Here is a 13,776-nt window from a genome sequence, read left to right as displayed (position 1 = left end):
TCATACTCTGCGTATTTTTCTGCGCCAGCGTTTTGGTATTGATGTTCTTACTTTTGAACAGCATCCTGTGGCTTAATTCACATAAGGCGTATAGTATAATCTACATTATCTAGACGATCACAGTCATATCTACCTTTAATCTCTTGATTGAAAAAGCTGCCAACCGAGTCAGAGGAATGTAAATCTTCCCAAGTATCCTCGTCTACGCCTAAGTACTGATAAATAGATCCACTTTGAAACTCAACTTGCAAAATATGTTCGTTGCGATCATAGCCTACAGCCATAGCCATTGAAGAGACAACTGGTAGCATGACAATTGGTTCTTCTTCAAAGGGTAGTGCAGTCGTTTCAGTGATAGCTTCGTTCAGTTCTTGCAATCCTTCATAAGCTTGTATCGGTGCTGGAATTTCCAAAAACTCCAGTTCGTTGCCTCGATCAAGCAACAACTGCAAGTATCCATCAGAGTGAGCGATCGCTATTAAACTGCTCAAGTCTACCTTAGATAGCTTCATTTATTTTGTGTTGTCCTGTTTGCTTAGTCGGGAGTGTTAAAGTTTTGTGCAATACTTAAGTGCTTTTATAGTACATTTATACTATAAAAGCACTTTGCTGTCAAGTTTTTTCACTAAGCGATAATTTTAGGTGTGTAGAGACACGAAAGCATTGCGGTACGTTAGCGTAGCGGGGCGTTCGCGGGGCGTCTCGTAGAGAGGCCCAGTGGAATTTTGCGCCTCTACTAGGTTTATCAGTAAGTACAATTCAAGGGAAATCACTATCCAAATTGTAACTGCGTGTTAATTGTGGATTTTGATGAAGATGAATATGAGTTAGATGACCAAGAACCTACACTAGTCGCTTGCATAGATTGCTCTAACTATCACAGGATTGAGTAGAGCGGCAATTTGATAGTTTGTGGTATATATCCCTTGGGGTAGGATGGTGAGAATTCTCCAGAGTTTATCAATCCCTAGTAACTGACTAAACCGATAATTTGTGGCTAAAGTCATGGTCAGATTCATGACTTTTTTCATGAGTTATTGTGTAAAAGATTTATACAATAGTTGTATAAACTCAAAGTGATATTGAAATTTTAAACTCCAAGTGCTAGACATTAGCAGAAGCTAATCCCTAATCATCACAATACCTTTTATATATGTAATTAGGCTAGCAAACCTAAGTTACAAATATTTCGGAACATTTCTGGAATAAGCATTATGCCTTGTGTAGTCAGATTCAAATGAAAACATCACTTGATGCTTTTATCAGTTCAAGAGGGACTCATGATTAATCGGGCTATAGACTTCATCTTCGTAGATTCTTTTGCCTTTATAATTAATATCACATTTGGTACACTACTTCATACTCAAATATGCAATTACTCATGGTCAGGAAAAACACCCTTAGATTCACAACCAGAAGAGATTAGCTCTAATGAGTCTATTTCAACATCTTCTTCGGAAAACCTAGATTTAGCCACTCCTAGTCTCAGCAAATATTCCAAAGTAAATGCAAAGATGAAGGTAGAAGCTTTGAGTAAAAATACTTCGACGAGTGCGTAGATAGAAATCACTTTTACTTAGAAGGCTACACCTCGAATTTTTAAGTGTGAGTGCATAAATGATACATTGCAAAATACTATAGAATGAGCCTTCTGAGTTTCGCACTCCTGACTAGTCTAAACTTCAGTTAGTAGAACTTAGGCATCAAGTACAAAATGTGGGGGCAATACCCTGCCTTAAGCCGCTTTACGTCTACATGAATTGCCCCTATGGTAAATCAAGGCTTTCACAGCCTTTTTGCGTAAGTCCTGTTTAGTGCAAATCAGGGAGAGGTTTATCGAACTCACGTTATATTAGTCTGTTGGCTTGCGACCAAAGGTATAAAAAGTTGTGATATCGTTCCAAATGCCTTCTTGCGTCACTAATACTGCCAATTCTGCTTCAAATTCCGCCTCAAGTTTCTCCAACTGCCCAAATGAAAGTTGCTTCATGGGATGTGGAAATTGTCCAGGTGCTGGATGAGAACCTCCAGACCACATCTGCTTTGCCTGTTGTAGGCTAATATAACTACCGTCTTGCTCAGACTTAATTTCAATCGCCTCAAAGCCTGCTGTTTTTAGTAGGTCATGGCACTTTTCAATAGTGCCTGTCGGTTTACTGAATGCGAGTGAAACCCCATACTTTTGGGCGACTTTTTGCATAGTTACCCCTCCTACAAAAGCGGTGTCTGCAAATGCATGAAAGCCAATTAGCCCACCAGGTTTGAGCAATTGATTCCAAAGGCATAATGCCGCAGGAACGTCAGCCATCCAAATCAGGGCTGAGGAACATAGGATAACATCAAAACTGTTGGCTGGAAAGTTCAGTTTCTCAGCATCCGCGAGTACAAGCTCAATATTATTCAGCCCCAACGCCTCAATCTTGCGTTTTGCCTCCTCAAGCATCCCAGTTGAAATGTCCACTCCAACAACTCGACCTGCAAAACCGATAAGCTGTGCTGCTTCAATCGCCACCATCCCTGTCCCCGTTGCAATGTCTAAAACATGCTGTCCTTGGCTAATTTGTGCATGTTCAACCAGACGATGAGCAATTCGAGGATGCCAATCGCCCTCATCATAAGTTTGACCTCTGCAACTGTATAAATCCGCAATTTGTTGCTTGTATTCATTTAAATCAAGTTGTTGATTCATAATTATCTTCCACACAGTGTTTTTTGCCTTACATTTACATCATGCTAGAAAACTAATTCAGTATTCAAAGAGGTAAATAACATGTCACAACAGACCTTTATTCAAACCGACCTTGAGCGATCACTAGATATTGAGCAGTTTCCTGGTGCTAAGTTTTTTCCCCTAGCCGAGCCTGTATCACAGGGTTCAATACACCTGCTAACAATGAAGGCGGGTACAATGATTCCTATTCATACTCATCCTTGTGATGAATATGTTTATGTGATGAAAGGATTTGTAGAAACTGCGGGAAAGACTTGTTCGGCTGGAATTTTTTGGTTCACGCCAGCCCACATCCAACAAGGGCCCCACATAGCCATCACTAATGTGGAAATACTCACGATTCGGCTTGGGCCAATTGGCGTGTTTGAGTCATCTGTCGCAGATCCACTTTAGTTGTAAAAAGTGAGGCGTTGCTGATTTGATGTCTGAAAATTATTCTCATACCAATTCTGTATGAAGATGCGCCTATAAGACTTACACAAAACAACACCCTGTAGGGGCAATTCATGTAGACGCAAAGCGGCTTAAGGCAGGGTATTGCCCCTACGTGAATAAAGCGCAACCTTACATACAATTGGTATTACAAAGTTCACTGAGCGGATACTCTCCTCGGTGAACTTTACACTTGGTACAATTTTGCGTCAAAGCGTAGCATTAACAATGCAAGCCGACACATTGGCATTGCAGGGTATTGCCTTTAATTCGCGATGAATTAATCAAATGCTGTACTTAGTTGTGTAACCAAAACCCTTGTAGAGACAGAAAACTTTACGTATTTACATTAACGATTCATACCAGTATTGAGCAATGCAAAAGCGATCGCTCTATTATATTATTGTGAATTGTGATCCACTACACAAACAACACCATTTTGGTTGTCAAATAATTTACTCCTTGCCAATAGCATCAGAAGATAAGCAATAATCGAATAACATCCAGATTCAGGAGTTGCGGCATGACGCACAACGCAAACGACACAGCCAACAATCATTTCAGTTCAGGTGCTAAGGAACACAAAGAGAAAGCTTCTCGAAATCAAGTGATTACGGTTCCATTACCAGACGCAATTGCAAAAAATATTGAAGCGATTAGTTCACTTCATAGCCAGGAAGTTCGAGATATTCCTGCCCACCAGCGGATAGTAGAAGCGATCGCGACATTCTTTGGGCGATCGACATTTATGTATAGTTTGCTAGTCATACTGGCTCTCTGGATTTTTGGCAGTTTTTTTGATGGCTTATTGCCATTCAACCTGCCCCCGTTTAGCTGGTCAGGTCAAGGCTTAGACGCAGCTGCATTGGTGATTTCAACCGGAGTGCTAGTGCGACAAACTCGCCAAGAAAACTTTGCCGAACAGCGGGCGCAACTCATGCTACAGCTTAACCTGCTCTCTGAGCAAAAAATAGCCAAGATTATTGCTCTATTAGAAGAACTCCGTAACGATTTGCCTGATGTGATAAATCGGCATGATTCGGAAGCTGAATTGATGCAGCAAGCTGCTGACCCGATCGCAGTATTAGAAGCACTCCAGAAAAACCTGGCTGAAGAACTGTTATCAACAGAAGAAAACAATATGAGTTGATCACAGTTTTTAGTAGACTTTTTTCTATTTAGAAACATCAAACAAAACTTAAAGTATAATTTTTGTGTGAAGAATAAAAATTCATCGTATATTTGACTAGAGGGATACAAATGGCTCAATTGAATGGTGTAATGATGCAGTACTTCCATTGGTATATCCCTCCAGATGGTAATCTTTGGAATGAGTTCAAACAGAAAGTCCAAGAGTTAGCTGATGCAGGTGTTACATCTGTTTGGCTACCCCCAGCTTACAAAGGAATAGGGGGTAGCTCTGATGTCGGCTACGGGGTCTACGATATGTATGATCTAGGCGAGTTTGACCAGAAAGGCTCGGTTCGGACAAAGTACGGTACAAAAGACGAGTATATCTCTGCTGTCAAGGCTGCAAAAGCTGCTGGCATTCGAGTGTATGCTGATGTTGTCCTCAACCACAAATTAGGTGCAGACGTAGAAGAAGAGGTGGAAGCAACGCCCTATAGTCCAGACGATCGCAACCAGGCGATCGGTGAGATGCAAAAGATTAAAGTGTGGACTCACTTTACCTTCCCAGGTCGCCAAGGCAAATATTCCGATATGGAATGGCACTGGTGGCATTTCGACGCAGTTGATTACAACGTTTACAACGAAGGTGAGAACGCAGTTTATCTGTTTAAAGATAAACACTTTGACGACAACGTTGACCTGGAAAAAGGCGCTTTCGACTATCTCATGGGATGCGATCTGGATATGGAGAGTCCAGAAGTTCGCGAGGAGTTGAATCGCTGGGGTGAGTGGTTTGTAGAAACCACTGGTATAGATGGCTTTCGTTTTGATGCCGTTAAACACGTTAGAGCTGGGTTTTTCCCAGAATGGTTGATTCACTGTCGCCAAAAGGCAGGTCGCGATCTGTTTGCCGTTGGTGAATATTGGTCTTATGAAGTTGAAGCGCTCCACCATTTCCTTGACATCACCGAAGGCAATGTGATGTTGTTTGATGCGCCATTGCACTATAACTTTAGCGCTGCCAGCACACAAGGCAGTGACTACGATATGCGGCAGATATTTGATAATACCTTAGTGCAACAACAACCTACTTTAGCCGTCACCTTAGTAGAGAATCATGATTCTCAACCCTTGCAGTCGTTGGAGTCTGTAGTAGAAAGCTGGTTTAAACCGTTGGCTTATGCATTGATCCTACTGCGAAGTGAGGGTTATCCCTGTATCTTCTATGCGGATTACTATGGTGCTAATTACAAGGATAAAGCCCCAGATGGCAATGAGTACGAGATTTGGCTCGATAGTCATCAATGGATAATTGATAAATTTTTGCACGCTCGTCAAACCTATGCCTATGGCGACCAATACGATTACTTCGACCACGCTAATACAATCGGCTGGACACGCTTAGGAGATGAAGAACATCACGGTGGTATGGCGGTTGTTCTGAGTAATGGGGAAGAGGGGACTAAGTGGATGGAAGTTGGGCAACCCAATAGCACTTACATTGACATCACTGAACATATTAGTGAACCCGTGACAACGAATGATGAGGGCTGGGCTGATTTTCGATGCAGTGCTGGTTCCGTTTCTGTATGGGTTCCACAGTCGTAGTCGGGGTTTTAGCTAAATCTGACATTCATCCCACGCCTCACCTGCAAGGGGAGCGTGGGATAAATGGTACTGATTAAAACTTTAGACGTTAATTGCGATCGCTATGTCCGCGTGCAAATGGCGCAGATGGATTAGCAAGAGTGATCGCAAAATATAACACTATCAACTCTTAGATGCTTGTCGTCAGTGGGATACAAAAGCTGCTGTTCGGTCACTGAAACGATACATTGATACCGCCGGAGAACAGCTAATTGCATAATACAGTTCAGTTAAGGCTTAACTTTTTATCAAAGTCAATTTTTTAATGAACCGTCAAGGGCGCATAGACGCAAAGCGGTGAAGCAGCCCGGTCTTCTCACATTGGGAGAGGCTAGCCCCCATGAGCGACTGCTGTTAGCGTAGCGGTAGCGATAGCGCAGCGTTAGCGATAGCCCAGCGTTAGCGAGGAACGAGCGTCGGAACGAGCGTCCGTAGGAGTGTCACCGGAAGGGCTTCCCTCAGGGTTGAACGCAAAGGAAGAGAAGAAAGAGAAGGAAGAAATGCTGAACTGAACTGTATTGGCTAATTGCATACTTGCAGCAATTGCTCAGAAGCGCTGATTCTTGCTGAAACTAGATGATCTACCAGAACAGACTAAAGGGAAAATTTACACTATCCTGTTCAACGTGAGTTCGACGAACCCCTTTCTGTCTGGAACTTTATTTCAAGTCTCTCCCTTTGGGACTCGCAGAGGAACGGTTTTGCGTAGTAAAACCTCTAAGAGGTTTTTTGATTCAGTTCACATTATTCAGATAAATAGGTAGGGTCATCCATGAACAAACTGATCCAGCGTATTAAAGCATTACTCCAATGTATTTTCAAGAGGTTTTCATCCAATTCTGAGCAACCATCGCCCATAATAAATTCTCGCCCGTTAGATACATCTATCAAGAGTGTTTCTCCCCGATGGAAGTCTGGTTTGGTGCTTGTGTGTTCACAATGTGCAAACGAGCAGTCAGGCTCAACAGCTTCCGAAGAATTAGAGAATTGGTTGAAATCTCGTTTAAAGTTTGAGGGATTATGGGGTGAATTTCGGATTGTTAGCACCAGTTGTTTAGGTGTTTGTCCCCGGATGGGTATTACTGTCGTTATTGTTAGTAATGGAAGTGCTGGTAATAGTCCATGCTTAATTGTAAATCCCCAGAGCGATCGCGAACTTCTTTACTCACGCATCAAACAGAATAAAGAATGATTTTACAGCTTTGCTAACGCTTAGAGGTTGTTTGAAAATTCATGTCTGAGCGATTACTACTTTAAGCGAGGTATATTTGGCTATAACCCAACTATAACTTTCACGCCAACCGCAGATAAGGACACTTTTGTAAAAACCCAGATGCCTTGTTATGAGCCTCTAGGTTATGAGTATGCCCTGGCGTCGGTCGAATAATCCCATCAAACAGGTCATCCAACCCGTAGGGAGTGAAAAATTGCCATTGACCTTGTGCATCTAGTCGAACTCCCACAGCAGTAGCAGTGTGCAGCCAATTTGTGATCCCATCCTCTGTACTAGTGTAGGGTCTACTACCAAGACGCCAACAAGCAAAACTAGCTTGATTTTTGACATCAAACTCGTCATCAGGAAATTGTTCTGTAAGAGTCGCCTTTGCTGCTAGTTCTTGGGAACGACTCCCTTCTATATCAAAGAATGCGATATCAAAATCTTTAATACCTAACCCACAACCATTGCCAAAAATTGAAGCCCAAACGGTGTTTCTGACTGCACCCCCGGCTAACCACCAGTTAGGTAGATTTAGTTTAGCGATCGCTCTTAATACTGTATCAATAGGTGTATCAGCTAAAATCATCTGTAGACGAGTGTTACTATTCATATCAAATTGTAAGGAGATAAAACCTGTGAATCTTCCATATACTGGAGGTTGTCAATGTGGGCAGATTCGTTACGAAATTCATGCCCAACCGTTAACCCTCTATCTATGCCACTGTAAGGAGTGTCAGAAACAATCCTCTAGTGCCTTTGGAATGTCTCTTACTGTTTCGCGAGATGCTGTTGTGATTGTTCAGGGAAAACCGAAAGCTTGGACTCGGAAAAATGATAGCGGACGTGAAGTAAATAACCTGTTCTGTGGCGACTGCGGAACGCGATTGTTCCATGAACGGACTTACAACTCAAATACTATCAATGTCAAAGCCGGAACGTTAGATGATACAAGTTGGTTACGCCCAGTGGGTAATATCTGGACACGGAGTGCCCAATCGTGGGTGATAATTTCAGACCAATTGCTCAACTATGATGGACAACCAGAGGATGTGCGCCCTTTATGGGAAAAATGGACACAACAGCATCCATAAACGCACAATTACCGACATCAGACATCATACCCCTGATAGTTCTAACGCGCTCAGTTCGTAGTCTAACTGATGACTGTACCAAAGGAGAGAATAATAAAATTCTATTGGTAAAGTGCTTTAATGAACATATTAAATTATTTAAAACAGTAATATTCAACTCGAATTATAAGTTCAGTTTGTATATCATTAGTTTTACATACTTGTCTGCAAATTATGTAAAAAAAACTAACATAGGATCAAGATTTTTCTATAAAATCTTACTGGAAAAATTAAATTATGCGATTTAGCTAGAATCAGATTTTGAATAGATTTAAGTTCATTGTCGAAAGTTTTAACAGTTATTTCTAAACAAGGTTGATGAAAAACGATACACCACAAGAATTAAACCAAGATCCAGAAATTGGGCGCTTGATTGATGAGGTAATGTCTTCATCTCTGACTGATGAACAGTACCGCAAAAAGATGCAGCGGCGTAAGGAAGTGCAGGATCAACGGATAGCACAAGCGGTACCAGAAAAAGGGTTAATTATTGTAAATACTGGTAACGGTAAGGGTAAAACTACTGCGGCTTTGGGGATGGTGTTACGATCGCTTGGTCACGGGTATAAAGTAGCGATCGTCCAATTTCTCAAAGGAAGCTGGGAACCTTCTGAAAAAAGGGTTTTCAGCTATTGGGAAGACCAGTTAGAATTTCACGCAATGGGCGAAGGCTTTACCTGGGAAACTCAAGACCGCGATCGCGACCTCGACAAAGCTAGCGCCGCGTGGCAAAAATCATTAGAATATATTCGCAACCCAAACTTCCATTTGGTGTTGTTAGATGAAATTAATATTGCCCTCAAAATGGCTTATTTACCATTAGAGGACGTTTTAGCGGGTTTGGCAGAAAAACCAGCTAACAAGCACGTTATTCTCACAGGTAGAGGCGCACCAGCTGGTTTAATTGAGCGTGCTGACCTCGTAACCGAAATGACCCTAATTAAGCACCCTTTCCGCGATCAAGGCGTTAAGGCGCAACCAGGAATTGAGTATTAAGTTGGAGATTATTTACACATTTGCAATGTGCGGCGATCGCTAACTGTAATGGAATTTAACTGATAAAAGTCTTGCAGAGCCACCGAGTAAGGATAATTGCTGAACTCATCTTCACTGACTTGAGGCAGTCTATTGCTTGCAGCTACCTGATTCGACTGAGTAGAACTGGCTTCATTTGACGAACCATTAACCGTCATCGCCAACTCTCCTGACTGGTTGAGTGTACCCTGAAAACAATTAAACTCTGAATCGGGCATATACAATGCACCAGTTACCTTGCCCTGCTGCTTTTCAAATATGATGTAACCTTGACCAAGCTGGTTTGGTTTTGGGGATTGGCCATAGAGATAAATCCCATCTTTTACAGGAAAATTCGCTTTTGGTAAAACTTCTGCGCCTTTTGTGGCTTCTTGAGAACCTGGAACCAATGCTGTGGTTGTAGGGAAGGTTTTTCCGCTCTTATGCATAAAAAAATCTCTCTCTCCAGCAGTCCCTTTTAGTTGACTTCTCTGCTCTCTAACTATTCTTAGCTGCGACAATAGAGAGGTTTGGGAACTTTTCTGAATCTGAGCCGATGATAATGGCGAATCTGTAATCGGTAGTACTTGAGTCTGCTTGCCTATAAAGCCCAAACCAAGAAGTAAGCCTAAGCCTGCGAGAGAAATTCCCCACTGACGGGGAGATAAGAACTGATAAAAGTTGTTAAGCACCCTACTTCTCCTGTTAAAAAACTAACTAAGTTCTCTATAACTTACTTAAATCATAACCAAGTTTTAATTGTCAAAGACTTTGTTAACGACTTAGAGAATGTTTTAAAAGGATCTTTTGCTTTCATGGTAAGCACTGTGAAGCATCTCAGTACATGACTTAAACCTTAATTTTTCGTCAGAGTTAAACTAAGTCTGAACGGCAAAACTATACATTCCAGGACTTTTAAAACATCCTCTTATATTACTATTGTCCAAAAAATAAAACTGTCAAAAATTAAAGTTTTTATTTAATTAACTGTGTGCCCCTACCGCGTCAAATCTAAATATTTTTCCTGATTGTCAGTATAAAAAAATCGCCCCCTGAATCCAAGAGGCGCGTCACCAAGGTGGTGTAGAGACGCGGCATTTCGCGTCTCTAGTTCTAGCTAGCAACGTATTCTTGGACATTGGCACGACGGCGACGCAGATGAGCCAAAGCCTGATGCTCTAACTGGCGGACACGTTCACGGCTGAGATTCAATCTCTCACCCACTTTCGCCAATGACATTTCATTACCATCTTCTAAACCAAAGCGTAGGCCTAAAACTTCTCGCTGTTGCGGGGTTAGTTCTGCTAGCAGGTTGTTCAAGTCTTGGCGTAAGAATTCCTGGTTAGTGTAATACTCTGGCGATGGGCCGCCATCTTCGAGCATTTCTTGTAACTCAGTATCCTGGTTATCGCCAACTTTAACATCCAAAGACACTGGTTGACGCGCCATGTTCAGATACTCGCGGATCTGAGCAGGTTCTAGTTCCAGTTCTTTGGCAATTTCGGCTGGAGTGGGCGATCGCCCCAAGGTTTGAGCCAACTCACGCTGTACTTTCTTGATTTTATTCAGTTTCTCGGTAATGTGGATCGGTAACCGGATGGTGCGACCTTGTTGAGCGATCGCCCGGGTAATTGCTTGGCGAATCCACCAGTAAGCGTAAGTCGAGAACTTATAACCCCTCATTGGGTCAAATTTCTCCACACCCCGCTCTAATCCTAGTGTTCCTTCCTGGATTAAATCCAGAAACTCCATATTCCGCTTTTGGTACTTCTTGGCAATAGCAACAACCAAGCGCAAATTCGCTTCGATCATTTTTTGCTTTGCCCGCTTACCTTGCGCCACCGTTTGTTGTACCTCAGTTTCCGATTCTTGAACCTGGTCAGCCCACTCTGACATATTCGGTTCGCGGTGCAGCTTCTTCGCCAGAGCTTCCTTGGCGTCGATGAACTTCATCATTTGTTGCACCTGCTTCCCATAGACAATTTCTTGTTCACGGGTTAGCAGTGGTACACGCCCAATTTCCCGCAGATAGGTTCGCACCATATCAGCCGTGAATTTGGTGTTAAGATTTTCCGTTTGGGTGTTGACAGTAGGCATTCGTGTGTTATCCTCTACTCCGTAAGCACAATGTATCTTTTCTTACTAGAATTTATTGGCAAAGGTAGTACATCTATCACGAAATATCGGGAGCTACCAAAAGCAATTATCAATTGATACAGCCGTTGTTAAGACGGTAAGCCCCCAATGATAGGTTCCCCTACCTCCCCTAAATTTTCAATCTCTTATAATAAGCACGCTAATCGTTTCTGAGAATTCTTCTTTTGGGCAGTTACTGGCAGTTACTGATAGTAACTGGGAAATCCGAAGTCGGTATGAGTTCTACTTACCTTTATAATACGATAAATCAGGCGGATAGTAAAGTATCTTAAGATAATAAAGCGTCTAATTATAATTCAAAAGCAATCGTTTGCGAAAAAAAATTTAAAATTCCTTGAAATTACTTACTACATCTATAGTGACGCCAAAAACCCCTCTTCTGTTGCCAAACAGTAGCCGGATAACCGAACTTAATTGGCTGTGAGGATGGAGGGATGTTACGAATTGGGGCATTCATTGGGCATTGGAAGAGAATAACTCAAGACTAATGACCAATGAGCAATGGCAAATAACTATCTAGAATCCCAGGTCAGCTTTGGCTAGTTCAGCAGCGGCAAAGACTTCTGCGTCAGGTTTTTCTTCCCAGGCTGGCTCACCAATTTCTTCGTAAAAAGTTGCGTCGTAAGGACGGGTACGCACTACTACCGGCATCGGAACGGCATGACCCAAAATTAAGGCTTGTTGCTTAGAGTCTAACTTTGCCAACACCGATCGCAGCCCACTACCACCAGATACACCTGTAAAAATTGCGTCAATGTCTTTTTCATCATTAAGCAAAGCAGTAATGCGAGTCCCAATCTGGGACATAACTTCATTATCTATTCCTGATGGGCGTTGATCAACTACCAAAAGTGTGACAAAATACTTTCGCAGTTCACGGGCGATAGTTCCAAAAATCGTGCTTTGTACCACTCCTGGGTCAAGGAAACGATGCGCCTCTTCAATGGTAATCATCAATGGCGTCGGGCGATCGCAAGGATTTTTGCTTTGCAGGAATTTATCTGCTTTTTTGACGTAATGCTCGTGAATCCGTCGGGTGATCATATTTGTCACCAACATATAAGAGAGCATATTTGACTGGGAACCAAATTCTATCACAACATTCTTCCCAGATTCCAGGCATTGCACAATTTTACTAATATAATTCTGGGGGCAAACCGCTCGCATATACTTCAAACTATCCATCCGCAAGAGTTTGCGCTGCAATGCCATAATCGAGCCTTTGTGTCCGCGCTTCTCGTCGCAGAACATCTCGATTTCTTCGTTAGTCATATTTAGCAACTGGACAATCCAGGACTTGCCAAACTCGCTATATAGAATATTGGCATTATCTAAGGCTGCATCAGAGAGTCCTAAATCTCGACTACATAACTTAATATCTTCAACTTCTATTTGCTCATAGCTCAAATAAAGTTCTTGAGCATCACGCACACCGCGACGTTTTGTTGATTCTGGGTCGAGGGTGTAAACTTCCACCTTACTGGGAAAAAGTTGCTTTAGACCCTTAACAGTATTTACGTTCTTACCTTCTGCAACGGCTTCCCAGCCATACTCAGAGTGCATATCAAAAATCAAATTTACTGCCGCATTTTTACGGATAACGCCAGCTAAAAGTAACCGAGTTAGAAAGGATTTACCAGTACCAGATTTCCCGAAAACCCCATTACTCCGTTCTACAAAGCGGTTTAAATCGATACAAACTGGCACATCCATATCCAAAGGTTTGCCGATAGAAAAATTGCGCCTTTGGGGATCATCTTCCCAACCAAATACGCGGCGAAAATCGTCAACACTTGCTTCGTAAACTTGACTAAAGTGGCTAGGAATAGTTTTAACAGGCAACAATTCCATAGTAGTACTGGTTTGTGGCACAAATGAAGCCAAACCTGTCACCGATGGAAGAAAGGGATTTACCGATTTGCCATTTTTGGGGGAGAAAGATTCTTCAGTTTCGGGAGTGAACATCAACATCGGCGCCAGATTGATAGTACCGTATGTACCACTTCCGGCTAAAACATCTCGTAAAAAAGTGTCTTCCCAATTCGGTGGATTAGCAATAATTCGTGCATTAGCAGCTCCCAACGCTACATCTGTCAGCATACAAAAAAAGCGCGATCGCATCCCTTGCACAACAAGAAACTTACCCACCCGCATATCTTCCACAGAAATGTCAGGATGCAATCGTACTTCTAAACCTTCAGTTAGAGAACCTTGAATAACCGAACCTAATGGCTGTACCGAATTCATCTAGTTAATTACATGATTGTGGTGCGCTATCTTATGTTGAATTTTAATTGTATAGGGCAAAAGTTGCG

The 13,776-nt window shown here is 42.2% G+C and carries 14 protein-coding genes; 7 read left to right on the top strand and 7 right to left on the bottom strand.

The features are described 5' to 3' along the window. Positions 1-77: 77 nt before the first annotated feature. On the bottom strand, positions 78-512 hold the full coding sequence (locus tag V7K21_RS03005) for a KTSC domain-containing protein (RefSeq protein ID WP_335171388.1): 435 nt from the start codon (positions 510-512) through the stop codon (positions 78-80). Between the two features lie 336 nt (positions 513-848). Next, a complete protein-coding gene (locus V7K21_RS03000) occupies positions 849-1,031 on the bottom strand; it encodes a hypothetical protein (RefSeq protein ID WP_335171386.1) in 183 nt (60 codons plus the stop codon). 249 nt (positions 1,032-1,280) lie between these two features. Between V7K21_RS03000 and V7K21_RS02995 the strand changes: the two genes are divergently transcribed. After that, entirely contained in the window at positions 1,281-1,559 is a 279-nt protein-coding gene (locus V7K21_RS02995) for a hypothetical protein (RefSeq protein WP_335171383.1), read from the top strand. Between the two features lie 293 nt (positions 1,560-1,852). Here V7K21_RS02995 and V7K21_RS02990 read toward each other — a convergent pair whose 3' ends face one another. Continuing rightward, positions 1,853-2,689, bottom strand: a complete 837-nt coding sequence (locus V7K21_RS02990) for a class I SAM-dependent methyltransferase (RefSeq protein WP_335171381.1) — start codon at positions 2,687-2,689, stop codon at positions 1,853-1,855. 81 nt (positions 2,690-2,770) lie between these two features. On the opposite strand from V7K21_RS02990, the gene V7K21_RS02985 reads away from it, so the two are divergent. The 4 genes from V7K21_RS02985 (at position 2,771) to V7K21_RS02970 (ending at position 7,133) form a co-directional block, all read left to right on the top strand. After that, positions 2,771-3,124: a cupin domain-containing protein gene (locus tag V7K21_RS02985; RefSeq protein WP_335171379.1), complete on the top strand. Its 354-nt coding sequence runs from the start codon at positions 2,771-2,773 to the stop codon at positions 3,122-3,124. 562 nt (positions 3,125-3,686) lie between these two features. Then, positions 3,687-4,313, top strand: coding sequence for a DUF1003 domain-containing protein (locus V7K21_RS02980; RefSeq protein ID WP_335171378.1), 627 nt, complete (start codon positions 3,687-3,689; stop codon positions 4,311-4,313). Positions 4,314-4,423: 110 nt separating this feature from the next. Then, positions 4,424-5,902 carry an alpha-amylase gene (locus V7K21_RS02975; protein ID WP_335171376.1) on the top strand — a complete coding sequence of 493 codons (1,479 nt, stop codon included), beginning with the start codon at positions 4,424-4,426 and terminating at the stop codon, positions 5,900-5,902. 811 nt (positions 5,903-6,713) lie between these two features. After that, complete coding sequence (locus tag V7K21_RS02970) at positions 6,714-7,133, top strand: (2Fe-2S) ferredoxin domain-containing protein (protein WP_335171374.1); 420 nt, start codon at positions 6,714-6,716, stop codon at positions 7,131-7,133. Between the two features lie 100 nt (positions 7,134-7,233). Here V7K21_RS02970 and V7K21_RS02965 read toward each other — a convergent pair whose 3' ends face one another. Next, on the bottom strand, positions 7,234-7,770 hold the full coding sequence (locus V7K21_RS02965; RefSeq protein WP_335171372.1) for a nucleotidyltransferase family protein: 537 nt from the start codon (positions 7,768-7,770) through the stop codon (positions 7,234-7,236). Between the two features lie 25 nt (positions 7,771-7,795). On the opposite strand from V7K21_RS02965, the gene V7K21_RS02960 reads away from it, so the two are divergent. Both V7K21_RS02960 and cobO read left to right on the top strand, forming a co-directional pair. After that, on the top strand, positions 7,796-8,251 hold the full coding sequence (locus tag V7K21_RS02960) for a GFA family protein (protein WP_335171370.1): 456 nt from the start codon (positions 7,796-7,798) through the stop codon (positions 8,249-8,251). Positions 8,252-8,608: 357 nt separating this feature from the next. Beyond that, a complete protein-coding gene (cobO, locus tag V7K21_RS02955) occupies positions 8,609-9,286 on the top strand; it encodes a cob(I)yrinic acid a,c-diamide adenosyltransferase (RefSeq protein ID WP_335171368.1) in 678 nt (225 codons plus the stop codon). An 8-nt stretch (positions 9,287-9,294) separates the two neighbouring features. Here cobO and V7K21_RS02950 read toward each other — a convergent pair whose 3' ends face one another. From V7K21_RS02950 to V7K21_RS02940, 3 genes are all read right to left on the bottom strand, one after another. Then, positions 9,295-9,996, bottom strand: coding sequence for a hypothetical protein (locus tag V7K21_RS02950; protein ID WP_335171366.1), 702 nt, complete (start codon positions 9,994-9,996; stop codon positions 9,295-9,297). A 421-nt stretch (positions 9,997-10,417) separates the two neighbouring features. Further along, positions 10,418-11,401: an RNA polymerase sigma factor, RpoD/SigA family gene (locus tag V7K21_RS02945; RefSeq protein ID WP_335171364.1), complete on the bottom strand. Its 984-nt coding sequence runs from the start codon at positions 11,399-11,401 to the stop codon at positions 10,418-10,420. A gap of 576 nt (positions 11,402-11,977) precedes the next feature. Further along, a complete protein-coding gene (locus V7K21_RS02940; RefSeq protein ID WP_335171362.1) occupies positions 11,978-13,708 on the bottom strand; it encodes an ATP-binding protein in 1,731 nt (576 codons plus the stop codon). Positions 13,709-13,776 lie beyond the last annotated feature (68 nt).

The organism is Nostoc sp. (assembly GCF_036919595.1).
In the GTDB taxonomy this organism is placed as follows: domain Bacteria; phylum Cyanobacteriota; class Cyanobacteriia; order Cyanobacteriales; family Nostocaceae; genus Nostoc.
Note: the sequence above shows the minus strand (reverse complement) of the source record. Positions and strands in the feature narration are given on the sequence as shown.

What these genes read in the sequence shown, in the direction of transcription:
- V7K21_RS03005 (WP_335171388.1), bottom strand. Translation starts at nt 512, where the DNA reads ATGAAGCTATCTAAGGTAGACTTGAGCAGTTTAATAGCGATCGCTCAC.
- V7K21_RS03000 (WP_335171386.1), bottom strand. Translation starts at nt 1,031, where the DNA reads ATGAAAAAAGTCATGAATCTGACCATGACTTTAGCCACAAATTATCGG.
- V7K21_RS02995 (WP_335171383.1), top strand. Translation starts at nt 1,281, where the DNA reads ATGATTAATCGGGCTATAGACTTCATCTTCGTAGATTCTTTTGCCTTT.
- V7K21_RS02990 (WP_335171381.1), bottom strand. Translation starts at nt 2,689, where the DNA reads ATGAATCAACAACTTGATTTAAATGAATACAAGCAACAAATTGCGGAT.
- V7K21_RS02985 (WP_335171379.1), top strand. Translation starts at nt 2,771, where the DNA reads ATGTCACAACAGACCTTTATTCAAACCGACCTTGAGCGATCACTAGAT.
- V7K21_RS02980 (WP_335171378.1), top strand. Translation starts at nt 3,687, where the DNA reads ATGACGCACAACGCAAACGACACAGCCAACAATCATTTCAGTTCAGGT.
- V7K21_RS02975 (WP_335171376.1), top strand. Translation starts at nt 4,424, where the DNA reads ATGGCTCAATTGAATGGTGTAATGATGCAGTACTTCCATTGGTATATC.
- V7K21_RS02970 (WP_335171374.1), top strand. Translation starts at nt 6,714, where the DNA reads ATGAACAAACTGATCCAGCGTATTAAAGCATTACTCCAATGTATTTTC.
- V7K21_RS02965 (WP_335171372.1), bottom strand. Translation starts at nt 7,770, where the DNA reads ATGAATAGTAACACTCGTCTACAGATGATTTTAGCTGATACACCTATT.
- cobO (WP_335171368.1), top strand. Translation starts at nt 8,609, where the DNA reads ATGAAAAACGATACACCACAAGAATTAAACCAAGATCCAGAAATTGGG.
- V7K21_RS02945 (WP_335171364.1), bottom strand. Translation starts at nt 11,401, where the DNA reads ATGCCTACTGTCAACACCCAAACGGAAAATCTTAACACCAAATTCACG.
- V7K21_RS02940 (WP_335171362.1), bottom strand. Translation starts at nt 13,708, where the DNA reads ATGAATTCGGTACAGCCATTAGGTTCGGTTATTCAAGGTTCTCTAACT.